Origin of the sequence: Mesorhizobium sp. M1307, from assembly GCF_040318155.1 — a bacterium.
In the GTDB taxonomy this organism is placed as follows: domain Bacteria; phylum Pseudomonadota; class Alphaproteobacteria; order Rhizobiales; family Rhizobiaceae; genus Mesorhizobium.
This window is the reverse complement of record NZ_JAMYLR010000009.1, coordinates 109,564-129,687: the sequence shown is the minus strand read 5'-3', so window position 1 is coordinate 129,687 and position 20,124 is coordinate 109,564. Positions and strand designations below refer to the sequence as shown.

General features: G+C 61.6%; 25 protein-coding genes. 15 read left to right on the top strand and 10 right to left on the bottom strand.

Annotated features, from left to right (window positions below):
- Positions 1–110 precede the first annotated feature (110 nt).
- Positions 111–788 carry an ArsR/SmtB family transcription factor gene (locus NKH16_RS13755; RefSeq protein ID WP_352450508.1) on the bottom strand — a complete coding sequence of 226 codons (678 nt, stop codon included), beginning with the start codon at positions 786–788 and terminating at the stop codon, positions 111–113.
- A 95-nt stretch (positions 789–883) separates the two neighbouring features.
- On the opposite strand from NKH16_RS13755, the gene NKH16_RS13750 reads away from it, so the two are divergent.
- From NKH16_RS13750 to NKH16_RS13715, 8 genes are all read left to right on the top strand, one after another.
- The gene (locus NKH16_RS13750) at positions 884–1,378 is read left to right on the top strand and encodes a DUF2938 domain-containing protein (RefSeq protein WP_352450509.1); all 495 of its coding nucleotides are present in this window, start codon (positions 884–886) and stop codon (positions 1,376–1,378) included.
- Positions 1,379–1,622: 244 nt separating this feature from the next.
- Positions 1,623–2,267 (top strand): 50S ribosomal protein L25/general stress protein Ctc, encoded by a 645-nt coding sequence (locus tag NKH16_RS13745; protein ID WP_023678438.1) that lies wholly within the window; start codon positions 1,623–1,625, stop codon positions 2,265–2,267.
- A 23-nt stretch (positions 2,268–2,290) separates the two neighbouring features.
- A complete protein-coding gene (pth, locus tag NKH16_RS13740) occupies positions 2,291–3,016 on the top strand; it encodes an aminoacyl-tRNA hydrolase (RefSeq protein ID WP_352743283.1) in 726 nt (241 codons plus the stop codon).
- 3 nt (positions 3,017–3,019) lie between these two features.
- Positions 3,020–3,583 carry a hypothetical protein gene (locus NKH16_RS13735; protein ID WP_352645069.1) on the top strand — a complete coding sequence of 188 codons (564 nt, stop codon included), beginning with the start codon at positions 3,020–3,022 and terminating at the stop codon, positions 3,581–3,583.
- Between the two features lie 77 nt (positions 3,584–3,660).
- A complete protein-coding gene (gene ychF / locus NKH16_RS13730) occupies positions 3,661–4,764 on the top strand; it encodes a redox-regulated ATPase YchF (RefSeq protein ID WP_352469740.1) in 1,104 nt (367 codons plus the stop codon).
- Between the two features lie 217 nt (positions 4,765–4,981).
- Entirely contained in the window at positions 4,982–5,956 is a 975-nt protein-coding gene (gene corA, locus NKH16_RS13725; protein WP_352637247.1) for a magnesium/cobalt transporter CorA, read from the top strand.
- A gap of 134 nt (positions 5,957–6,090) precedes the next feature.
- A complete protein-coding gene (locus NKH16_RS13720) occupies positions 6,091–6,552 on the top strand; it encodes a MaoC family dehydratase (protein WP_352743286.1) in 462 nt (153 codons plus the stop codon).
- Positions 6,549–7,019, top strand: a complete 471-nt coding sequence (locus tag NKH16_RS13715) for a MaoC family dehydratase (protein WP_352541010.1) — start codon at positions 6,549–6,551, stop codon at positions 7,017–7,019. The genes NKH16_RS13720 and NKH16_RS13715 overlap by 4 nt, the downstream gene beginning before the upstream one ends.
- A gap of 46 nt (positions 7,020–7,065) precedes the next feature.
- Here NKH16_RS13715 and NKH16_RS13710 read toward each other — a convergent pair whose 3' ends face one another.
- The 4 genes from NKH16_RS13710 to petA all read right to left on the bottom strand — a co-directional run bounded on the left by NKH16_RS13710 (position 7,066) and on the right by petA (position 10,664).
- On the bottom strand, positions 7,066–7,611 hold the full coding sequence (locus NKH16_RS13710) for an adenine phosphoribosyltransferase (protein ID WP_352469734.1): 546 nt from the start codon (positions 7,609–7,611) through the stop codon (positions 7,066–7,068).
- Positions 7,612–7,824: 213 nt separating this feature from the next.
- Positions 7,825–8,697, bottom strand: a complete 873-nt coding sequence (locus tag NKH16_RS13705) for a cytochrome c1 (RefSeq protein WP_352743290.1) — start codon at positions 8,695–8,697, stop codon at positions 7,825–7,827.
- A gap of 88 nt (positions 8,698–8,785) precedes the next feature.
- Positions 8,786–10,087, bottom strand: coding sequence for a cytochrome b (locus tag NKH16_RS13700; protein ID WP_352586768.1), 1,302 nt, complete (start codon positions 10,085–10,087; stop codon positions 8,786–8,788).
- Positions 10,088–10,103: 16 nt separating this feature from the next.
- Positions 10,104–10,664, bottom strand: coding sequence for a ubiquinol-cytochrome c reductase iron-sulfur subunit (petA, locus tag NKH16_RS13695; RefSeq protein ID WP_352541007.1), 561 nt, complete (start codon positions 10,662–10,664; stop codon positions 10,104–10,106).
- Between the two features lie 281 nt (positions 10,665–10,945).
- On the opposite strand from petA, the gene NKH16_RS13690 reads away from it, so the two are divergent.
- Positions 10,946–11,302, top strand: coding sequence for a cupin domain-containing protein (locus NKH16_RS13690; protein ID WP_352450559.1), 357 nt, complete (start codon positions 10,946–10,948; stop codon positions 11,300–11,302).
- A 27-nt stretch (positions 11,303–11,329) separates the two neighbouring features.
- Here NKH16_RS13690 and NKH16_RS13685 read toward each other — a convergent pair whose 3' ends face one another.
- From NKH16_RS13685 to NKH16_RS13670, 4 genes are read right to left on the bottom strand one after another with little or no spacing between them, the layout of a single operon-like run.
- The gene (locus NKH16_RS13685) at positions 11,330–11,644 is read right to left on the bottom strand and encodes a DUF6665 family protein (RefSeq protein ID WP_352743292.1); all 315 of its coding nucleotides are present in this window, start codon (positions 11,642–11,644) and stop codon (positions 11,330–11,332) included.
- A 22-nt stretch (positions 11,645–11,666) separates the two neighbouring features.
- Positions 11,667–13,547, bottom strand: a complete 1,881-nt coding sequence (locus tag NKH16_RS13680; RefSeq protein ID WP_352899856.1) for an ABC transporter ATP-binding protein — start codon at positions 13,545–13,547, stop codon at positions 11,667–11,669.
- Positions 13,544–15,433, bottom strand: a complete 1,890-nt coding sequence (locus NKH16_RS13675; RefSeq protein ID WP_352615537.1) for an ABC transporter ATP-binding protein — start codon at positions 15,431–15,433, stop codon at positions 13,544–13,546. The genes NKH16_RS13680 and NKH16_RS13675 overlap by 4 nt, the downstream gene beginning before the upstream one ends.
- Before the next feature lie 26 nt (positions 15,434–15,459).
- Entirely contained in the window at positions 15,460–16,002 is a 543-nt protein-coding gene (locus NKH16_RS13670) for a hypothetical protein (protein ID WP_352743294.1), read from the bottom strand.
- A gap of 283 nt (positions 16,003–16,285) precedes the next feature.
- On the opposite strand from NKH16_RS13670, the gene NKH16_RS13665 reads away from it, so the two are divergent.
- The 3 genes from NKH16_RS13665 to NKH16_RS13655 all read left to right on the top strand — a co-directional run bounded on the left by NKH16_RS13665 (position 16,286) and on the right by NKH16_RS13655 (position 17,827).
- A complete protein-coding gene (locus tag NKH16_RS13665) occupies positions 16,286–16,744 on the top strand; it encodes a tRNA (cytidine(34)-2'-O)-methyltransferase (RefSeq protein WP_352450521.1) in 459 nt (152 codons plus the stop codon).
- Positions 16,745–16,914: 170 nt separating this feature from the next.
- Positions 16,915–17,358, top strand: coding sequence for a redox-sensitive transcriptional activator SoxR (soxR, locus tag NKH16_RS13660; protein ID WP_352743295.1), 444 nt, complete (start codon positions 16,915–16,917; stop codon positions 17,356–17,358).
- Between the two features lie 79 nt (positions 17,359–17,437).
- Positions 17,438–17,827: a hypothetical protein gene (locus NKH16_RS13655; protein WP_352743297.1), complete on the top strand. Its 390-nt coding sequence runs from the start codon at positions 17,438–17,440 to the stop codon at positions 17,825–17,827.
- 36 nt (positions 17,828–17,863) lie between these two features.
- On the opposite strand, the gene NKH16_RS13650 is transcribed toward NKH16_RS13655, so the two are convergent.
- The gene (locus tag NKH16_RS13650) at positions 17,864–18,121 is read right to left on the bottom strand and encodes a hypothetical protein (protein ID WP_023679487.1); all 258 of its coding nucleotides are present in this window, start codon (positions 18,119–18,121) and stop codon (positions 17,864–17,866) included.
- A gap of 103 nt (positions 18,122–18,224) precedes the next feature.
- Here NKH16_RS13650 and hemF point away from each other — a divergent pair, with 103 nt between their 5' ends.
- From hemF to NKH16_RS13635, 3 genes are all read left to right on the top strand, one after another.
- A complete protein-coding gene (hemF, locus tag NKH16_RS13645; protein WP_352469726.1) occupies positions 18,225–19,139 on the top strand; it encodes an oxygen-dependent coproporphyrinogen oxidase in 915 nt (304 codons plus the stop codon).
- A 257-nt stretch (positions 19,140–19,396) separates the two neighbouring features.
- Positions 19,397–19,657 (top strand): DUF1344 domain-containing protein, encoded by a 261-nt coding sequence (locus NKH16_RS13640; protein ID WP_023679489.1) that lies wholly within the window; start codon positions 19,397–19,399, stop codon positions 19,655–19,657.
- A gap of 280 nt (positions 19,658–19,937) precedes the next feature.
- Positions 19,938–20,123, top strand: coding sequence for a DUF1059 domain-containing protein (locus tag NKH16_RS13635; protein WP_023679490.1), 186 nt, complete (start codon positions 19,938–19,940; stop codon positions 20,121–20,123).
- The last annotated feature ends 1 nt before the right edge of the window (position 20,124 follow it).

Below are 20,124 nucleotides of genomic sequence, written 5' to 3'. Positions count from 1 at the left end.
ACTTCCATGCTGCCGGCGCGCGCCGTCCACCCGCCGTGGGCATTGCCCCGCCGCGGTCCCAACTTTCCATTTGTGTTCGGGCTTGGCCGGCGACGCCGATTTGGCGGCCGTTAACCGCTTTCGTAATTCACGCCCTCTACCCCCAGGCCTGCAGCCACCCAGTCGGGGAAGCCGCCTTCGAACCGGCGCGAGGCCCAGCCTCGTGCCCTGAGGATTGCCAAGGCGTCGGCCGACAGAACGCACTGGACTCCACGACAATAGGCGACAACGACCTTTTCCCGTGGGAGCGCCGCAAGCCGCTGCTCCAACTCGTCAGCGGGAATGTTGATCGCACCCGGCAAATGCCCCGCTACGAATTCGTTCTGCGGCCTGACATCGAGCAGCACGACTTCGTCGTTTCGCATGCGGCGCACGAGTTCCTCGCGCGAGATGTTTTCCAACCTGTCCGGCTGGCTGATGCTATCGTTGATAAACTCACGGATCTGCTGGCGTCTGTGGTTTGCAAGATTTCGCAGCGCCGCAAGCACGTTTTCGATTGGGCCATCTGCAAGCCGGTACAGAACGCGTTTTCCGTCTCGCCGGGTCTGCACCAAGCCCGCTCGCTTGAGGTGCTGAAGATGCTGCGACGTATTCGCTAACGCGATCCCGGAAAGTTGCGTCAGTTGTTCGACGGCCAGTTCGCCATCGGCAATGTGACGCAACAGAACCAGCCGGTGGGCATGCCCCAAGGTGCGGGCGAGATCCGCTATTTCGTCGAAGATTGGGTGGTGAACGTCCGCGCTTTTCATATGACATAGCTAGCATCACTCAATCAATCAATCAATATGTTGAATGATTGATTCTTTTTGGCTAGTGTCTGACAAGTGAAACAGGAGATGCCAAAATGTTGGAGTTCGTTGTCCGTGCGGCCGTCATTGGAATCGGCGCGACAGCCCTGATGGATCTCTGGGGATGGTTTCTGAAGCGAATGTTCGCGATTCCACCGCTTGATTACGCCTGGGTCGGCCGCTGGATCGGGCACTTTCCACATGGACGTTTTGCACATGCGAATATCGCACAAGCTGCCCGCGTTCGCGGCGAAACCGCCATTGGATGGAGTGCGCATTACGCGACCGGCATCGTATTTGCCGCAGCGCTGATTGGAGTGTGGGGCCTCGACTGGGCACGGCACCCGACAGTGCTTCCGGCCCTGTTGATCGGCGTCTGCACCATCGTCGCCCCGTTCTTCGTGATGCAACCGGCTTTTGGGATCGGCATCGCGGCTTCGAAAGTTCCCAATCCGCGCACTGCGCGCCTGCGCAGCCTTATGGCCCATCTGTCTTTCGGGGTTGGGCTGTACGTTGCAGGATTGCTTTCGGCACTGCTACTTCCAGCCTGATGGGACACGGTCCATCCCTGGCGCCCTTCCGCCCGCTTGCACCTCGCGCCGCCTTCCGCTATAGAGCCGCCACCCGCGTAGACACCCTTGGAGGCAACGCGGCGGAAGGCCGCCTTCCCGCATGATTCCGAAAAGTGGATTCCGGTTTTCGGACCAGGTCATGCGTTAGCTATGTCGGCTTTCGACGTTTACGGCCCAGCCACGCTGACCGTGAGCGCTCCAGAACAACGCGAAAGGAAATGCCATGAGCCACGATACTTACGAGCTCAAGGCCGAAGCGCGCGAACAGGTCGGTAAGGGGTCCGCCCGTGCAGTTCGCCGCAACGGTAAAGTGCCTGCAGTGATTTACGGCGACAAGCAGCCTCCCCTGGCGATTGCGCTGACCTACAAGGACATCTACTACAAGATCCATGGCGGCGGGTTTCTGACCACGGTCGCCACGATCGATGTCGACGGCAACAAGATCCAGGTTCTGCCCAAGGATTTCCAGCTCGACCCGGTCAAGGATTTCCCTGTCCATGTCGATTTCCTGCGCATCGGCAAGGATACCGAAGTCAATGTCGACGTGCCCGTGCACTTCATCAATGAAGACAAGTCGCCCGGCATCAAGCGCGGCGGCGTGCTCAACATCGTGCGCCACGAGGTCGAGTTCCACTGCCCGGCCAATGCGATCCCGGATTTCATCACCATCGATCTCACCGGTACCGATATCGGCGATTCGATCCACATTTCGGCCATCACCTTGCCGGCCGGCGTCAAGCCGGTGATCTCCGACCGCGACTTCACCATCGCGACCATTGCCGGCTCCTCGGCGATGAAGCCGGAGGCCGCGGAAGAGACGACTGAAGCGGCTGAGCCCGAAGCGGCTCCTGCCGCCGAAGAGAAGTAACCCCTTCCCGCCCGGAGGCGACGATGCTTGTCTTTGCAGGCCTCGGCAATCCGGGCGCGAAATACGCCAACAACCGGCACAATGTCGGCTTCATGGCGGCGGACGCGATCGCCCGCCGCCATTCCTTTTCGCCCTGGTCGAAGAAATTCCAGAGCCTGATCGCCGAAGGCACGCTTGCCGGCGAAAAAGTGATCCTGATCAAGCCGCAGTCCTTCATGAACCTGTCCGGCCAGTCGGTCGGCGAAGCCTTGCGCTTCTACAAGCTCGGCCCTTCGGCGCTGACTGTCTTTTATGACGAGATCGACCTTGCCGCCGGCAAGGTGCGGGTCAAGGTCGGTGGCGGTTCCGGCGGCCACAACGGCATCCGCTCGCTCGACCAGCACGTCGGCAAGGATTTTCGCCGTGTGCGCATCGGCGTCGGCCATCCCGGCGTCAAGGAAATGGTGCACGGCCATGTGCTTGGCGATTTCGCCAAGGGCGACCGCGAATGGCTGGACGTGCTGCTCGACGCGATCGCCGATGGTGCCGGATTGCTTGCCAAGGGCGACGACAATTCGTTCATGAACCGCGTGACGCTGGCGCTGCGCGACAAGCTCACGCCGACAGACGACGACGATCGCCCGCCGCCCAAGGCGCCAAAGGCGCAAAGCCACGTCCGCCAGGCGCGGCCGCAGCAGCCGGCGGCCAAGCTGCCCGAAACCGGCCCGATGGCGGCCATGCTGAAGAAGCTTTTTGGCGGCAAGGACTGAGCCATGGATCTGGATGACATTCAGGAATTGGTCCGTCTCATCAGACAGAAGTATGTTGATTATTTCGTCGCCGCTGCCGGCGAACTTGCTCGCAACAGCCAAGGATCGCATGCGACCGAAATCAAGTTTTCCAACGTCGATTCCTTCTATCGAAATTTCATCGCGGTTGATTTCGTCAGTAATGACGGACAGCCAAATCCGCAATTCATCAACAGCGATTCCTATGTGAAATTCTCTCCGGATATTCACGCCGGGATGGGTGGAATGGATGTCCTCATCTCACCTTTCAGGTGGGATGAGGTTCATTTTAAATTCCCTATAAATGAGCTCGACGGCGATCTCTTCGACGAATGGTTTCGCGGCTGGTTCGATATCGATGGCGAGCGTGAAACATCGGAGACCGTCGGAAACGTCATTCACAGTGCGCAGTTGCTCGACGGGCAACTGACCATCGATTTCGGAACCGCTGAGGTCGACGCGTTCTGGCATCTTCTGCAAATACTGAGCAGGTCCGGCGTTCGTTCGTTGGCGATAGGCACCGATGACATCGCGCAGCGTCTGAATTGAATTGCGCCTTGACGATCATCGGCACTTTCGCCCATAGCCCTGATCAAATTTCGATTTCCCGATAGGACCAGACAAAAATGGGTTTCAAATGCGGCATCGTTGGCTTGCCCAATGTCGGCAAGTCGACGCTCTTCAATGCGTTGACCAGGACGGCGGCGGCGCAGGCCGCCAATTATCCGTTCTGCACCATCGAACCGAATACCGGCGAGGTGGCGGTGCCCGACCCGCGCCTGCAGAAGATCGCCGCGATCGGCAAGTCGAAGGAGATCATCCCGACCCGCATCTCGTTCGTCGACATTGCCGGCCTGGTGCGTGGCGCCTCCAAAGGCGAAGGGCTTGGCAACCAATTCCTCGCCAACATCCGTGAGGTCGACGCCATCGTCCATGTGCTGCGCTGCTTCGAGGATGACGACGTCACCCATGTCGAGGGCCGCATCGATCCTGTCGCTGATGCCGAGACCGTCGAAACCGAATTGATGCTTGCCGACCTCGACAGCCTTGAGCGCCGCATCGTGCAGATCCGCAAGCGTGCCGCCGGCAAGGACAAGGAAGCAGCGACCGCACTTCCGATGATGGAAGCGGCGCTTGAACTGCTGCAGGCCGGCAAGCCCGCCCGCATCCTGCTCAACGGCATCTCGGCTGAGGATCTACGCATCCTGCAGGGGCTGAATCTCTTGACCTCACACCCGGTGCTTTACGTCTGCAACGTCGCGGAAGCCGATGCCGCCACCGGCAACGCGCATACCAGGGCGGTCGAGAAGATGGCCGCCGCGCAAGGTGCCCGCACCGTTGTGATTTCCGCGGCGATCGAGGCCGAGGTCGCCCAGCTCTCGGACGAAGAGGAAATGGAATTCCTTGCAACGCTCGGTCTGGACGAACCCGGCCTGAACAAGGTCATCCGCGCCGGCTACGAGCTGCTCCAGCTCATCACCTACTTTACCGTTGGCCCCAAGGAGACACGCGCCTGGACCGTGCACAAGGGCGCCAAGGCGCCGCAGGCGGCAGGCGTCATCCACACCGATTTCGAGCGCGGCTTCATCCGCGCCCAGACCATCGCCTATGAGGATTTTGTCAGGCTGGGCGGCGAAGTCGCGGCCAAGGAGGCCGGCAAGGCGCGCGACGAAGGCAAGGAGTATGTCGTCCAGGACGGCGACATCATGCTGTTCAAGTTCAACACCTGACCTGGCGAGGGAGCCCAATGGTCACCATTGCCGTCGCTCGATGACAAACTTCAAAGCAGGGTGTCGCAGTGCCTCTTGCGCTGCTTGACGGGCCATCGTGCGGGGTCTAAGGGGCCTCTGCACCGGCCTCGCGCCTCGCCTGCCCGCGTCCGTGCGATGTGACTGACGCGCCCCCTCCAAACGAACGCTCTTTGGCAACAGCAAGGGAGACCCGGCGATGATCAAGGCCTTCGTCGTCGACAATGATCGCCTGCGCCTGGTCGACGATCTCCTGCAAAACAGCGACACTGTCGTCTGGGTCGACCTCTTCAACCCGACAAAGGAAGAAGAGACGACAATCGAGACCTGGCTCGGCATCGCCGTTCCGACCCGCGAAGAGATGGAAGAGATCGAGATCTCGAGCCGTCTCTACGTCGAGGACGGCGCCTACTTCATGACCGCCATTCTGCCTGCGCAGACCGAGGTGAACGATCCGTTGATGTCGCCGGTTACCTTCGTGCTCGCCGGCAGCAGGCTGATCACCGTGCGGTACCACGAACCGAAGGCGTTCAAGACCTTTCCGCTGCGCGCCGAAAAGGTGGCGACCGGTTGCACCAGCGGTGACACCATCCTGATCGGACTGCTGGAGGCGATCGTCGACCGCCTCGCCGACATTCTGGAGCGCGCCGGCCGCGACGTCGAGGCGATCTCGCGCGACATCTTCGAGGCACGCTCGACCAAGGTTTCCAAGCGCAACCGCGACTTCCAGGAGCTGTTGAAAGGCATTGGCCGCAAGGAGGACCTCGCCTCCTCGATCCGCGACAGCCTGATCTCGCTGCAGCGCCTTGCCGGCTTTCTCGCCCATGCCTCCACGCAAAGCAGGATGAGCAAGGACAGCCGCGCTCGCATCAAGACCTTGTCACGCGACGTCCTGTCGCTCGCCGACCACGCCACCTTCCTGTCGCAGAAGATCAGCTTCCTGCTCGACGCGACGCTCGGCATGATCTCGATCGAGCAGAACGCCATCATCAAGATCTTCTCCGTCGCCGCTGTCATCTTCCTGCCGCCGACGCTTGTCGCTTCGATCTACGGCATGAATTTCGACATCATCCCTGAGCTCAAATGGCACTTTGGCTATCCCTTCGCCATCGGCATGATGGTGCTTTCGGCAATCCTGCCCTTCTGGTATTTCCGCCGCCGCGGCTGGCTATAGGGTCGTCAATACCGCGTTGCGGCTTGGGCGCAGCGGGCTGGCGCAATAGAAATTGCTTGACCAAATGCCACGCTGCCTGCATCCGGGACCCGGACCCGTAGCGATCGTACAATCCTGAACAGGATTTCCAGACCATGACCGCAAAGACCTGGGCTTATGAGGATTTTGTCGAGGGCGCTTCGCTCGACCTCGGCACCAAGCTGGTAAGTGCCGCCGAAATCATAGAATTCGCCGGTGAATTCGATGCCCAGCCGATGCATCTCGACGAGGCCGCGGGCCAGGCCAGCATTCTCGGCGGGCTGGCGGCCTCGGGCTGGCACACCTGCGCCATGTTCATGCGCATGCTGTGCGATGCCTTCCTGCTCGACTCGACCTCCCAGGGCGCGTCGGGCGTCGACCAGGTCAAATGGAAACGGCCAGTCCTGGCCGGCGACCTGTTGACCGGCAGCACCACCGTCCTTGCCAAGCGACTGTCCAGATCGAAGCCCCGGCTTGGCCTGGTGACCATGCGCAGCGAGTTGTTCAACCAGCGCGGCGAAGGTGTTTTCGAGCTCGAAAACACCGTCATGTTCCTCACCCGCGAGGGCCGTGCGTGAGCCTCGACGAATTCTTCTGCATCGGTATCACCGTCACGCTCGGTTCACATCGATTCGAACCGGAGGCGATCAAGGCGTTCGCCCGCAAATACGACCCGCAGATATTCCATATCGACGAAGAGGCGGCGAGGAACAGCATATTCGGCGGGCTCTGCGCCTCGGGCTGGCACACCGCCGCCACCTGGATGAAATTGAACCTCCAGGCTGGCATAGAGGCAGAGGTCGCCCGCTGGCCCGGTCCCGGGCCGGTGCCGGAATTCGGCCCCTCGCCCGGCTTCAAGAACCTCAAATGGCCCAAACCTGTCTATGCCGGGGAAACCGTGACTTTCACCCGCACCGCGCTGGCCCATCGCCCTATCGCCTCGCGACCGGGCTGGCGGCTGCTGACGCTCCGCTCGGAGGCCTTCGATTCGACCGGCGACAAGGTCATCGAATTCGAAAGTGCCGTGCTGGTGAAGGTGGAGTGAGCGGAGTTCTTCCCTACTCCACAAGAAGGGGAGAAGGAAGAAACGCTCAATGCCCCTCAAACCCGATCAGCGTCCTCACCGGTACGCCGAGCGCCTCTAACCTCTCGCGGCCGCCAAGGTCCGGCAGGTCGATGACGAAGCAGGCGGCGAGGATGTCGGCGCCGATCTGCCGCAATAGCTTGACGGCCGCCTCGGCCGTGCCGCCGGTGGCGATCAAATCGTCGACGAGGATTACCTTCTCGCCTGGAGAAACACCGTCTTTGTGCATCTCCATCTCGTCCAGCCCGTATTCCAGGCTGTAGGCGACGCGCACCGTCTCGGAAGGCAACTTGCCCTTCTTGCGGATCGGCACGAAGCCGGCCGAGAGCTGGTGGGCGATGGCGCCGCCGAGGATGAAGCCGCGCGCCTCGATGCCGGCGATCTTGTCGATCTTGAGGCCGGCATAGGGATGCACCAGTTCGTCGATGGCGCGGCGGAAGGCCCGCGCATTGCCGAGCAGCGTGGTGATGTCGCGAAACAGGATGCCCGGCTTGGGATAATCCGGAATGGTGCGGATCGCGGCAAGCAGCGTCTCTTCGAGCGAGGATTTCATCAAGCGGCTCTCCGGGCCTTTCAGATTCGGCTGAAGACGTGAAGGGAATGGGCCAATCGTAACCCGGTGCAGCTAAGTCCGGCTACCGCCATGTGACGCCTGACGGAAAATTGTCCGGCAAAGGGGCCACTCTGCGCCGGCAGCGATGAATCGACATGCCTGCAATGAGAAGGGCGTCTTTCGACGCCCTCGCATTCTCGTAGATCGCAGGGCTCAGTGCGCCACGCCGGCCCACACCTTGCGTTTGGTCAGGTAGACCAGTGCGCCGAACAGCAGCAGGAAGACCAGTACGCGAAAGCCGGTCTTCTTGCGGTCCTCGAGGTGTGGCTCGGCCGCCCACATCAGGAAGGCCGACACGTCACGCGAATACTGGTCGACCGTCTGCGGCGCGCCGTCATCATAGGTTACCTGGCCGTCAGAGAGCGGCTTCGGCATCTTCAGCGACACGCCGGACAGGAAGTACGGATTGTAGTACGTGCCTTCTGGTATGACCATGCCCGCCGGCGGCTGCTGGTCGTAGCCGGTCAGCAGCGAGTGGATGTAGTCGGGGCCGCCCTGGGCATACTGGGTAAAGATATCGAAGACGAAGCGCGGGAAGCCGCGTTCCACCCCGCGCGCCTTTGCCAGCAGCGACATGTCGGGCGGTGCTGCGCCGCCATTTGCCGCCGCCGCCGCCTCCACATTGGGGAACGGCGCCGGGAAATGGTCGGACGGCTTGCCGGGACGATCGAACATGTCGCCGGCATCGTTCGGTCCGTCATGGATCGTATATTCGGCCGCCAGCGTCTTGATCTGCGCATCCGAATAGCCAAGGCCCTCCAGTGTACGGAACGCCACCAAATTCATCGAATGGCAGGCCGAGCAGACTTCCTTGTAGACCTTCAGCCCGCGCTGCAGCTGGGCCTTGTCGTAGGTGCCGAACGGCCCGGCGAAGCTCCAGTCCATTTCCTTTGGTTCGTGTATTGGGAAATGCGTCGGCGCCGCCTCGTTGTGCGCCTCTTCCTGAGCGCGCGCTCCAGTGCCTGTGGCCCCAATGCCCGCGGCCACAAGGCCAAGCAGCGCCAGCGAGGTGAGAATCTTCTTCATGCAAATCCCCTTGAGATTCTCTGACGCGCTGTCATCGTCTCGAGCATGATCTTGTCCGAAAACCGGTTTCCACTTTTCGGGATCATGCTCAGCCTTTGGTTTCCGGCGCGGCCGTGGCGCCGGCAGGATGTCCACCGCCACCCTTGTTCTTCCCGAGTACCGCCTCGGTGATCGAATTCGGCAGCCGCCGCGGCGTCTCGATCAGCCCAAGTACCGGCAGCGCTACCAGGAAGAAGGCGAAGTAGAACAGCGTCGCCATCTGCGCCATGAACACATAGCTGCCCTCGGCCGGCTGCGAGCCCAGCCAGCCGAGCAGGATGGCGTCGGCCACGAACAGCCAGAAGAACAGCTTGTACCAGGGCCGGTAGACTGCCGAGCGCACCTTCGAGGTGTCGAGCCACGGCACCAGGAACAGCATGACAATCGCGCCGAACATGCAGAGCACGCCGCCGAGCTTGGAGTTGATGGGCCCGATATTGAAGGTGATAGCGCGCAGGATCGCGTAAAACGGCAGGAAGTACCATTCCGGCACAATGTGGGCCGGCGTCTTCAGGGGGTTGGCAACGGTGTAATTGTCCGGATGGCCGAGATAGTTCGGCAGATAAAAGACGAAATAGGCGAAGACGAACAGGAACACGATCATGCCGAACCCATCCTTGATGGTCGCGTAAGGCGTGAAGGCGAGCGTGTCGGTCTTCGATTTGACCTCGATGCCGGTCGGATTGTTCTGGCCGACGACGTGAAGCGCCCAGATGTGCAGCACGACGACGCCGGCGATCATGAACGGCAGCAGGTAATGCAGCGCAAAGAAGCGGTTCAGCGTCGGATTGTCGACCGCGAAGCCGCCGAGCAAAAGCTGCTGGATCCAGTCGCCGACCAGCGGGATCGCCGTGAAGAAGCCGGTGATGACGGTGGCGCCCCAGAAGCTCATCTGGCCCCAGGGCAGCACATAGCCCATGAACCCGGTCGCCATCATCAAGAGGTAAATGATGCAGCCGAGGATCCACAGCAGCTCGCGCGGCGCCTTGTAGGAGCCGTAGTACAGGCCACGGAAAATATGGATGTAGACGGCGACGAAGAAGAACGACGCGCCGTTCGAATGCAGGTAGCGCAGCAGCCAGCCCGAATTCACGTCGCGCATGATCTTCTCGACTGAATCGAAGGCGAGAGTGCTGTCGGCCGCGTAGTGCATGGCCAGCACGATGCCGGTCAGGATCTGCGCCGCCAGCATGAGCGCGAGGATGCCGCCGAAGGTCCAGGCGTAATTCAGATTGCGCGGCACCGGATAGGCGATGAAGCTGTCATAGACCAGCCGCGGCAGCGGCATGCGCGAATCGAACCAGCGTCCGATGCCGGTCTTGGGCGTATAGGTCGAGTGTCCCTCGCTCATGGAAATATCCCTTGCCTCAGCCGATACGGATCTTGGTGTCGGAAACGAATTGAAACACCGGCACCGCCATGTTCTCGGGCGCCGGTCCCTTCCGGATGCGGCCGGCCGTATCGTATTGCGAACCGTGGCATGGGCAGAACCAGCCGCCGAAATCGCCTTCCTGGCCGAGCGGGATGCAGCCAAGATGGGTGCAGACCTGGACCATCACCATCCAGGCTTCCTTGCCGGGCGTGGTCCGGTTGGCGTCGGTTGCCGGCGCGTCGGCCGGCAGGTTGGCATTGCGGGCAATTGGATCCTTGAGCTCGGCGAGATTGACCGCCTCGGCGTCCTTCATCTCTTTTTCGGTGCGGTTGCGCACGACAACCGGCTTGCCGCGCCACTTCACGACGAGCGACATTCCTGGCGTCAGCGAAGATACGTCGACCTCAACCGAGGCAAGGGCCAGCGTCGAGGCATCCGGACGCATCTGATCGATGAACGGCCAGGCGACAGCGCCCGCGCCGACCACCGCCGCCATGCCAGTGGCGACGTAGAGAAAATCACGACGGTTGGGATCCTGGGTGTCGGTTGCGCTCACGGGTGCCTGATCCTTTCGCCTTTTCCGTGCCGGCGGCCGAGCCTTGTTCCCCGCTCAATCGCGCCGGCCCGACTGCGCATGGCGAACAGGCTAGCGAATTCCTCCGGCATTTGGGACTTGGGTTTATGCGTGAAGCCTGTTTTTGTCCAGACGGGTGAAGGCACAAGGGCAGATTGTCGCGGGGGCGTAATTCGCACGTCGGAACGATTGGAAAACAGCAGCAAAACCAAATGGCTGCGTTCGCCTCGACAGCTGGCGCTGGCCAGGTTTATCCTTGGCCTATGGCGCATGTCATAGACCGCGACAAATGGGCCGAAGCGCCCGACCGCTGGCCCGACCATTGGCAGGGCGAGCTGCAAGGCGGAGCTTACGGCTCCCGCAGCTGCCTGATCTTCAACTACCTGCCCGAGATCGGCGGCGGCCCCAGGCTGCACAGCCATCCCTATTGCGAGATTTTTATCATCCGGACCGGGACCGGTCTGTTCACCGTCGGCGACCGGCAGATCGAGGCCACAGCCGGCCAGATCCTGGTCGTACCGCCGAACACGCCGCACAAATTCACCAATCTCGGGCCAGGCCCGCTGGAAACCACCGACATACACGAGAACGGCAGCTTCATCACCGAGTGGCTGGAATAACGCTTCCCAAACCGATTCCGGTTCGGATCATGCGCTGGCGCCGAGCCTGGCCAGCACAGCCTTGGGAATGCTGTATTCCCGGATCACCGTGTCGTGCTTGCGCAGGCCGCAGAGTTCGCGCTGGATGAAATACCCGTGCACCGCTTCGGCTGCATCCCTGAGCAGCCGGGCACGGTCGACACTGTCGCAATTCTCGCGCAGCCTCGTCAATGTTTCATCGACGCGCCGGCCGGCGCGGCCGAGCGCGGCCGCCTTCTCGCCGAGGATTTCATGGCCAAGCAGGTCCAACGCGCTCTCCTGCGCGCCGGACCGTCCGAAATTCGATGGCATTCTCACCGCCATGGTCTACTCCGGTTTTTAGAAACTACTCCGCCGGCCGGGTCTCGGCCAGCGCGCTCTCCTCGCTGAACAGGAAGCCGCCGGACTGCCGCTTCCACAGCCTGGCATAGAGCCCGTCGAGCCCGACCAGCTCGTCATGCGTGCCTTGCTCGACGATGCGGCCCTCGTCGAGCACCACCAGCCGGTCGAGTGCCGCAATGGTCGACAGCCGATGCGCGATGGCGATGACCGTCTTGCCTTCCATCAGCCTTGCCAGATTTTCCTGGATCGCCGCCTCGATGTCGGAATCGAGCGCCGAGGTCGCCTCATCGAGCACCAAGATCGGTGCATCCTTGAGGAAGACGCGGGCGATCGCCACGCGCTGGCGCTGGCCGCCGGAGAGCTTGACGCCGCGCTCGCCGACATAGGCCTCGTAGCCGATACGATCGCGATTGTCGCGCAGGCCGAGGATGAACTCGTGCGCCTCGGCCTTCTTCGCTGCCGCGACCACCTCGGCGTCGGTCGCTTCCGGCATGCCGAGCTTGATGTTGTCGCGCAGCGAGCGGTGGAAAAGTGCCGTATCCTGGCTGACGACGCCGATATTGGCGCGCAGCGAATTCTGCGTGACCCTGGAGACGTCCTGCCCGTCAATGGTGATCTTGCCGCTCTCGAGGTCGTAGAGGCGCAGGATCAGATTGACCAAGGTCGTCTTGCCGGCGCCGGACGGGCCGACCAGGCCGACCTTTTCGCCCGGCCGCACGACGAGGTCGATGCCGTCGAGCACGCCGGACCCCTTGCCGTAGTGGAACTCGACATTGCTGACGTCGATACGCCCGCCGCCGACGACAATCTCTTTCGCGTCCGGCGCATCGGTCAGGCCGAGCGGCTGTGAGATCAGCGCCTTGGAGTTTTCCAGCACGCCGAGGTTCCGCAAGATGCCGTTGAGCTGCATCATCAGCCGGCCGAGCAGCATGTTCAGCCGCAGCACCAAAGACAGCGTGAAAGCCACGGCGCCGACTGTGATCGAACCCTCGACCCAGAGATAAACGGCAAAGCAGGCGATCGCCGTGATCATAATGCCCGACAGCATCGTCAGTGCCATGCGCACGCCGGTCAGCCTGCGGGTGAATGGGCGCAGCGCGTCGAGATAGATGTCGAAGCCGTTCCTGATGTAGCGGTCGTCGCCATCGGCCGAGAACAGTTTCAGCGTCTGGACGTTCGAATAGGAATCGACAAGGCGGCCGGTGATCATCGAGCCGGCTTCGGCGGTGGCTTCGGCATGTTTGCGGATTGCCGGCAAATAGCGCCTGGCCAGAAAGCCGAAGGCGGTAATCCAGATCACCACCAGCACCGCCAGCCGGAGATCGAGCCCGGCGACCAGCGCCAGCGTCGTCACCGTATAGACGACCATGAACCAGACGACCTCGATGAAGCTTTCCATCAGATCGCCGGTCGCCTGTCCCGCCTGCCAGAGCTTGGTCGCGATACGTCCGGCAAAGTCGTTCTGGAAGAAGGCGTAGGATTGGCGCGAGACATGGCGATGCGCCTGCCAGCGCACCAGATTATAGAAACCCGGCGTGATCGTCTGCTCGTCGACCAGCGCCGACAGGCCGACGACGATGGTGCGGATGACCAGCACCACCGCGATCATGAAGACAAGTTCCGGGCCGGCGGCAGTCCACAACGCGTGCCAGCTGCGTTCGCCGGGAAGCTGGTCGAGGATGTCGACCAGCCGCCCGACGAAATAGAACAGTCCGGCTTCGACTAACGGCGCGATGCCGCCGATCAGCAGCATGGCGAAGAAGGCGATCTTCGCCTGCCCGACATAATGCCAGAGAAAACCCCTGACGCCGGCAGGTGGCCGAAGGTCCGCAGGCTCCCGGAATGGATAGACCCAGTTCTCGAACCAGCGGTAGATGGCAGTCATTCGGCGGCTTCACCCTTGACGAGTGCATCGTTGGCGGCTGCATCGTTGACAGAGGGGCCGTCGTCGAGCAGGAAGCCGCCCGACTGGCGCTGCCAGAGCTGGGCGTAGAGCCCGCCGCTGGCAACCAGTTCCTCATGCGAACCTTCCTCGATGACGCGGCCCTTGTCCATGACGACGAGCCGGTCCATGGCCGCGATCGTCGACAGCCGGTGCGCAATGGCGATGACGGTCTTGCCTTGCATCAGTCTGTAGAGGTTCTCCTGGATGGCCGCCTCGGCCTCGGAATCGAGGGCGGAGGTCGCTTCGTCGAGGATAAGGATTGGTGCGTCCTTCAGCATAACACGGGCTATGGCGATGCGTTGCCGCTGGCCGCCGGACAATTTGACGCCGCGATCACCGACATGCGCGTCGAAACCCTTTCGACCGTTAGAATCCGACAATCCGGCGATGAAATCCAGCGCCTCGGCGCGCCGCGCCGCCTCGATCAGCATCTGGTCACTGGCGTCCGGCCGGCCATAGAGGATATTCTCGCGCACCGAGCGATGCAGCAGCGAGGTGTCCTGCGTGACCATGCCGATCTGGGCGCGCAGCGAGTCCTGCGTCACCGCCGCAATGTCCTGGCCGTCGATCAGGACCTTGCCGCTTTCGAGGTCATAGAAGCGCAACAGAAGATTGACCAGCGTCGACTTGCCGGCACCCGAACGGCCAACGATGCCGACCTTCTCGCCCGGCTTCACCGTCAGCGACAGGCTTTCGATCACGCCCTTCTGCTTGCCATAATGGAAGCGGATGTCCTCAAAACGGATCTCCCCCTTGGTCACGGCAATATCCTTGGCGCCAGGCCGGTCTTCGACGAGGCGCGGCAGCGAGATCGAGGCGATGCCGTCCTGCACCGTGCCGATATTCTCGAACAGCGTGGACATCTCCCACATGATCCATTGCGACATGCCCCAGAGCCGAAGCACGAGGCCGATGACCAGGGCGACGGCGCCGATCGTCACGGCTTGGCCGAGCCACAGCCATAGCGAGATTGCGGTGACCGAAAACAACAGCAGCGAATTCAGGACGTAGAGCAGGCCGTAGAGCTGTGTCACCAGCCGCATCGACCGGTAGACTGTATCGAGAAAGCCGGCCATACCGTCCTTGGCGAAGGATGCCTCGCGCCGCGCATGCGAGAACAGCTTGACCGTCTGGATGTTGGAGTAGCTGTCGACGACACGGCCGGTCATGGTTGAGCGCGCATTGGCCTGCTCCTCGCCGACCTTGCCCAGCCGCGGGATGAAATAGCGCAACAGCAGGACATATCCGGCAAGCCAGACGGCAAGCGGCGCAGCCAGCCGCCAGTCTGCCGAGCCGACAATGAACAGCATGCCGAGAAAATAGACGACGATATAGTTGAGCACATCGATGAGCTTGATGACGCACTCGCGCACCGCGAGCGCGGTCTGCATCAGCTTGGTCGCGATGCGCCCGGCAAACTCGTCCTGATAGAAGCTCATCGACTGCTTGAGCAGGTATCGATGCACCTGCCAGCGGATACGCATCGGATAATTACCCATCAGCGTCTGCTGGTTGAGCAGCGAATGGAACCAGACCGTCGCCGGCAGCGCGAAAACCACGATGAAGGCCATGCCGACCAGCTTCAAGCCTTCGGTCTGCAGGAACGTCTCGCGATTCTGTCCGGACAGCCAGTCGACGATCCGGCCCATGAAGCCGAACATCCACACCTCGGCAAGGGCGATGGCCGTCACCAGTACCGCATCGAGAGCGATGTAGGGCCACGCGCCGCGCGTATAATGCACGCAGAAGGCGATCAGTGTCCGCGGCGGCTCGACCGGCTCCTTGGCAGGGAACGGATCGAGCCTTTTTTCAAACCAGCTAAACATAGAGATGCTCACAATACTGTTTCCGCTCACGCGGCACGCGAACGGACGAGGTGTCCAGACCGCATGGCGTCAAGGACCGGCGATACGGAATCGTCCGCCTCGCCGGTCCTGCTTCGCGCTATATAGGTTGTCGCGGGCCTTTCGCCGACAGTCTCGTTTGACGATGCTGACGACGTTTTGACGATCCGGATTTTCGTGCTGGTTTTTGCACCAGGCCGGATCAGCCTGATGATCCGGCGCACCAGCGACGGCCGGCTATAGTCCGGAACGGCGCGCGAGAAATCGACGTCCGGCAGCATGCCGCGATGCGGACGCCGGCGGGTCTCGGCGTGAACCGCCGTCGAGTAGGTCTCGCCGATCAAAAGCGCCCAGGTCGCAGTCTTGCGCTCGTGCAGGCTTCTTGAGCCGGGTATTCTACAGGGATCGAACATCGGTCCGTCCTCCAGTTGAAGATGCAGATAGAAGGGTGAACCAACCCAGGCCGCGGACACGCGCGGCGCGGCAAAGGTGGCATCGGTCGAAGCGTGTTCAGGTGGGGCGTTCAGCCCCTTCCACAGCTTGAAAAACATCGCAGGATTCCTTCAAAGGCCGAAAAAGGTTTCGGCGGGAATCGGTGCGATTGAAGTCTAGAAGGTCAGGAGAATCGTCGTACCGAAACCGCCGTCGGGCTGGTAAGCCCACGAGAGGGGTGGTGGATGTGCATGGCCATCATGAATTACCCCTCCATCGGTTCGGGTTGACAATGCTGGCCGTATAACCGACTTCGCAGAAAATGACCACCCGCCAGTCCAGGAATTTCCAAAACCGCGAGAGCTCTGTGGCTGATCTGCCACTTATTAGAAAGACGCGGAAATGAACGACCGTCTCCGTATCGCGCTCTACCAGCCTGATATCGCCGGCAACACCGGGACAATCCTGCGCTTCGCCGCTTGCCTCGGTCTCGGCGTCGACATCATCGAACCGGCGGGCTTCCCGCTCGGTGACCGGGCGCTGAAACGCGCCGGCATGGACTACCTCGAAATGGCGGCGCTCACCCGCCATGTCGACTGGCACGCCTTCGAGGACTGGCGCAAGCTTGCCAAGCGGCGGCTGGTGCTGCTGTCGACCAAAGCAGCTGCCGCCTACACGGATTTCGCCTTTGCCGGCGACGACATTCTCTTGTTCGGCCGTGAATCCGCAGGCGTGCCGGACGCCGTTCACGAGGCGGCGGATGCGCGACTGATCATCCCGATGCAGCCCGGCGCGCGCAGCATCAACGTCGCGCTTTCCGTTGCGATGGTGGCGGCCGAGGCGATCCGGCAGCTCCGCTAGGATGTGTACGCGATCGCCGGCCGCAGCGACCAAGGCGTCGTCCTCACGCAACACTGCGTCCTCTCCGGTCATTCTCATCCAGACGCCCATCGCCTTCTCCTGCCGTTTGCATCTTCGAGGCTTCTTCGCTACAAGCTCAACTTAACTTGAGGTCAAGCGGAAAATCGGAGATGGCTGCGGCAACGGAATTAACAGTCGGCCAGGTGGCGATGCGCAGCGGCGTGGCGGTGTCGGCGCTGCATTTCTACGAAGCACGCGGGCTGATCCGCAGCCACCGCACATCAGGCAACCAGCGGCGTTATGGCCGCGACGTGCTGCGACGGGTGGCGATCATCAAGGTAGCTCAGGAGGTCGGCATTTCGCTGGCCGAGATCGGCACAGCCCTTCGATCATTGCCTGAAGGCCGGACGCCGACGCGCGAGGATTGGAACCTGCTTTCGACGGCTTGGCGCGATGACCTCGACCAGAAAATTAGTCAGCTCAAGAAGCTGCGCGACGGGCTGAGCGACTGCATCGGCTGCGGCTGCATGTCGATCAACAAATGTCCGCTGCGGAATAAGAACGACAGGCTGGCAAGGGACGGCGCGGGCGCCCGCAGGCTGGTCGTGCGTTGAAGCCATGACGGTCTGGACGGGTTCAGCGAACTTATCCTGTCCGTTAGTCACTATACAGTCTTGTGAAGTTCATGTGCCCGTGCTTGATACGCCCCTGCAACTAACCTTGGGGGCAGAATTGAAATTTGCATACAAGACTTACGCCGTGTTGCTTGGCGCCATTGTGTTGGCTGGATGCATGCCGAGCGAAGGTGAATGGAATACGGCAAGGACTTTGGTTCAAGGCAGTCCTGCCATGTATAAGAAAGTGCTTACGGAATGCATCAGGCATTCGGAGCAATCGCCTCTCAGTTCGAAGCAGGAAGCTGGCAAGATCATGAATGTCAGCGCAGCCGCGGCGCCACGTGTCTGGTGCGGAAGAACCGTGCGGGCCTTCGCGAATGGGCGCCTGACGTATGCCGAGATGAAAAGAGCGCATCTTGGAACGGGCGACAGAAGCGTGTTTATCAAGATCGTTCAGGGCAGATGAACTAGCCCTGATACGTTCAGCCTCGAGACCGGAGCGTTAATCGGCCGCCGGCAGCCGCCTGATGGTGAATTCGATGACGTCGCCCGGCCGCTCGAACCAGCTTTCGATCTCGGTCCAATAGGCCTGCTTGGGAAAGCGCTCGAACCATTCCTTCGCCTTGAGACGAGCATCGGAGCGCGGCAGCACGAACGTCTCGCGCAGGAAGCCGTCGCGCGGCATGCGCGCGTTCTCGGCGCGCGAACGGTCGAGCCTCTTCTTCAGGCCATCCAGCGGCGGTCTTGCCGGGGTGCGCACGAAATAACTCCATTCACACTTGACCCTTGCACCCAAGAGATTAGGGATCGCGGCCGGAAAAGACGAGTCATTTGTCGGGCGCGCCCGCAACCGGAGACAGGATTTGCAACGACCCGAGATACCGGCGGGGCTGCCAGCCGACATCGAACAGAAGAAGACGAAGGCACGGCTGTGGTTCGAGACGTTGTGCGAGCGCATCTGTGCCAGCTTCGAGCAGATCGAGCAGGACCTGCAGGGGCCGCAGGCTAGCTGGTCGCCCGGCCGCTTCGAAAAGACGCCGTGGCAACGCGATGCCGGCAAGGGCGGCGGCGGTATCATGTCGATGATGCACGGCCGCGTCTTCGAGAAGGTCGGCGTCCACACCTCGACCGTCCACGGCGAGTTCTCGCCCGAATTCAGGAAGCAGATGCCGGGCGCCGAAGAGGACCCCTCCTTCTGGGCAAGCGGCATTTCGCTGATCGCCCATCCGTGGAACCCCAACGTGCCGGCCGTGCATATGAACACGCGCATGGTCGTCACCTCGCGCCAGTGGTTCGGCGGCGGCGCCGACCTGACACCGGTGCTCGACCGCCGCCGCAGCCAGGACGACCCCGACACGATCGCCTTCCACAGAGCGATGCAATTTGCCTGCGAGAAGAACGCCGCGATCGCCGACTACGTGAAATTCAAAGCCTGGTGCGACGAGTACTTCTACCTGCCGCACCGCGACGAGCCACGCGGTACCGGCGGTATCTTCTTCGACTGGCTGCATTCGGATGAGGACAAAGGCGGCTGGGACGCCGATTTCAACTTCGTCCAGGACGTCGGGCGATCTTTTCTCGTCGTCTACGGACATCTGGTGCGCGCCAACTTCAATGACAACTGGACCGATGGCGACCGTGACGAGCAGCTCATCCGCCGCGGCCGTTATGTCGAATTCAACTTGCTTCACGATCGCGGCACCATCTTCGGGCTGAAGACCGGCGGCAATGTCGCCTCGATCCTGTCCAGCCTGCCGCCAGAAGCGAAATGGCCGTAAAATCTCGGTGAGCACGACGTGAGCCGCAATCGGGTCCAAATCCCCAGAATTTGACGGCGAATGTGGCGCAAGGCGCGCCAGAAAATATCTTTTTCGTCTAATATACCATTGTAAAGATTGGGTTATTTGTCGCGTCGGGCCGGGAAACGCCGGCGGTTCTTTACTCCCGAGAGCCGCGACCCGACGTGACCGGACGGCCCATGATTGAATGGGGCACCTTTCCCAAGCGGTGCCCGCATTTTCCAGGAGAGCATGCCATGCGCAAGCTTATTATGACCGCAGCCGCCGCTGCCGTTCTCGCCTCTGGTACTGCCGCATTCGCTGCGGTCAAGCACACCACCGGCACGATCAAAAGCTTTGATGGAACGGCGATGAGCCTAGTTCTGGATAACGGAGCCACCTTTACGTTGCCCCAGACCTTCAAGGATCCTGGCCTGAAGGTCGGCGAAAAGGTCCGCGTCACGTGGGATATGAGCGGCAAGGATAAAATTGCCGAGGCAGTCAAGATCGTGAAGTGATGTCCTGCCCGCTGGAGCAAGACGAGGTCTTACTCCTGGGTGGCGTAAGAGGGCGGAGCAGCGATGCTCCGCCTTTTCGCAACCCGATCACCAGAGGGCCGCGTGTCGGCTTGGACGCACGGCACTCTAAGGCAACCAAAACCGTTCGATCGTGTTATGCTTAGGTGGCCAGCGTGTAGCCCGGATACCGTACGCGGTTTCCGGATCGCGCAATCAAAGGTCTGGAGCTTCCGTGTCAGTGCGCTGCGCGGCGCTCCAAGGAGGAGATGAGGAGAAGCCGATGAAGGAATTCCATTGCGGGTCGCTCGTACCCGGCTGCGAGTGGCACACACGCGCCGAGGAGGAGGCTGAGGTCATGCGCCGTGCCGTCGAGCATCTGCGCGAGACGCACGGCGAGACGGTGATCCGCGAGACGATGATCGAGGCGATCCGCTCGCGCATCGAAAAGGTCCGCGACGCAGCGTGAC

Bases quoted from the DNA above. Each gene is read 5' to 3' on its own strand.
- NKH16_RS13745 (WP_023678438.1), top strand. From the start codon at position 1,623: ATGAGCCACGATACTTACGAGCTCAAGGCCGAAGCGCGCGAACAGGTC.
- NKH16_RS13710 (WP_352469734.1), bottom strand. From the start codon at position 7,611: ATGAAATCCTCGCTCGAAGAGACGCTGCTTGCCGCGATCCGCACCATT.
- NKH16_RS13750 (WP_352450509.1), top strand. From the start codon at position 884: ATGTTGGAGTTCGTTGTCCGTGCGGCCGTCATTGGAATCGGCGCGACA.
- NKH16_RS13700 (WP_352586768.1), bottom strand. From the start codon at position 10,087: ATGAGCGAGGGACACTCGACCTATACGCCCAAGACCGGCATCGGACGC.
- corA (WP_352637247.1), top strand. From the start codon at position 4,982: ATGATCAAGGCCTTCGTCGTCGACAATGATCGCCTGCGCCTGGTCGAC.
- NKH16_RS13640 (WP_023679489.1), top strand. From the start codon at position 19,397: ATGCGCAAGCTTATTATGACCGCAGCCGCCGCTGCCGTTCTCGCCTCT.
- pth (WP_352743283.1), top strand. From the start codon at position 2,291: ATGCTTGTCTTTGCAGGCCTCGGCAATCCGGGCGCGAAATACGCCAAC.
- NKH16_RS13755 (WP_352450508.1), bottom strand. From the start codon at position 788: ATGAAAAGCGCGGACGTTCACCACCCAATCTTCGACGAAATAGCGGAT.
- ychF (WP_352469740.1), top strand. From the start codon at position 3,661: ATGGGTTTCAAATGCGGCATCGTTGGCTTGCCCAATGTCGGCAAGTCG.
- NKH16_RS13675 (WP_352615537.1), bottom strand. From the start codon at position 15,433: ATGTTTAGCTGGTTTGAAAAAAGGCTCGATCCGTTCCCTGCCAAGGAG.
- NKH16_RS13680 (WP_352899856.1), bottom strand. From the start codon at position 13,547: ATGACTGCCATCTACCGCTGGTTCGAGAACTGGGTCTATCCATTCCGG.
- NKH16_RS13690 (WP_352450559.1), top strand. From the start codon at position 10,946: ATGGCGCATGTCATAGACCGCGACAAATGGGCCGAAGCGCCCGACCGC.
- NKH16_RS13735 (WP_352645069.1), top strand. From the start codon at position 3,020: ATGGATCTGGATGACATTCAGGAATTGGTCCGTCTCATCAGACAGAAG.
- NKH16_RS13665 (WP_352450521.1), top strand. From the start codon at position 16,286: ATGAACGACCGTCTCCGTATCGCGCTCTACCAGCCTGATATCGCCGGC.
- NKH16_RS13635 (WP_023679490.1), top strand. From the start codon at position 19,938: ATGAAGGAATTCCATTGCGGGTCGCTCGTACCCGGCTGCGAGTGGCAC.
- NKH16_RS13705 (WP_352743290.1), bottom strand. From the start codon at position 8,697: ATGAAGAAGATTCTCACCTCGCTGGCGCTGCTTGGCCTTGTGGCCGCG.
- NKH16_RS13670 (WP_352743294.1), bottom strand. From the start codon at position 16,002: ATGTTTTTCAAGCTGTGGAAGGGGCTGAACGCCCCACCTGAACACGCT.
- NKH16_RS13720 (WP_352743286.1), top strand. From the start codon at position 6,091: ATGACCGCAAAGACCTGGGCTTATGAGGATTTTGTCGAGGGCGCTTCG.
- soxR (WP_352743295.1), top strand. From the start codon at position 16,915: ATGGCTGCGGCAACGGAATTAACAGTCGGCCAGGTGGCGATGCGCAGC.
- NKH16_RS13685 (WP_352743292.1), bottom strand. From the start codon at position 11,644: ATGGCGGTGAGAATGCCATCGAATTTCGGACGGTCCGGCGCGCAGGAG.